This window comes from Salifodinibacter halophilus (assembly GCA_012999515.1).
GTDB lineage: Bacteria > Pseudomonadota > Gammaproteobacteria > Nevskiales > Salinisphaeraceae > Salifodinibacter > Salifodinibacter halophilus.
Genome location: JABEEB010000712.1, coordinates 1 through 237 on the forward strand (window position 1 = coordinate 1; position 237 = coordinate 237).

The 237-nt window shown below is 67.5% G+C and carries 1 protein-coding gene; it reads right to left on the minus strand.

What is annotated here, in order from left to right; genetic code table 11:
- Nucleotides 1-237: RNA polymerase subunit sigma (locus HKX41_13410; protein ID NNC25132.1), on the minus strand; the 237-nt coding region annotated here is incomplete at both ends.

Consider the following 237-nt stretch of genomic DNA (forward strand, 5'->3'; position numbering starts at 1 on the left):
GAACGCGCGCGCCTTGCGCCAGTCGCGGCGGATGGTGCGGTCGGTCAGGCCCAGCACTTCGCCGATCTCGATATCGCTCATGCCGGCGAAGTAGCGCATCTCCACCAGTTGGGTCAGGCGCGGCTCGACCGCGCTGAGCGCTTCCAGGGCGCGGTCGATCGCCAGCAGCTGGTCCAGGTCCGGATCGTAGGACGGCTCGTAGTTCGGGTCGGCCTTGTCGGCCAGATAGCTTTCCTC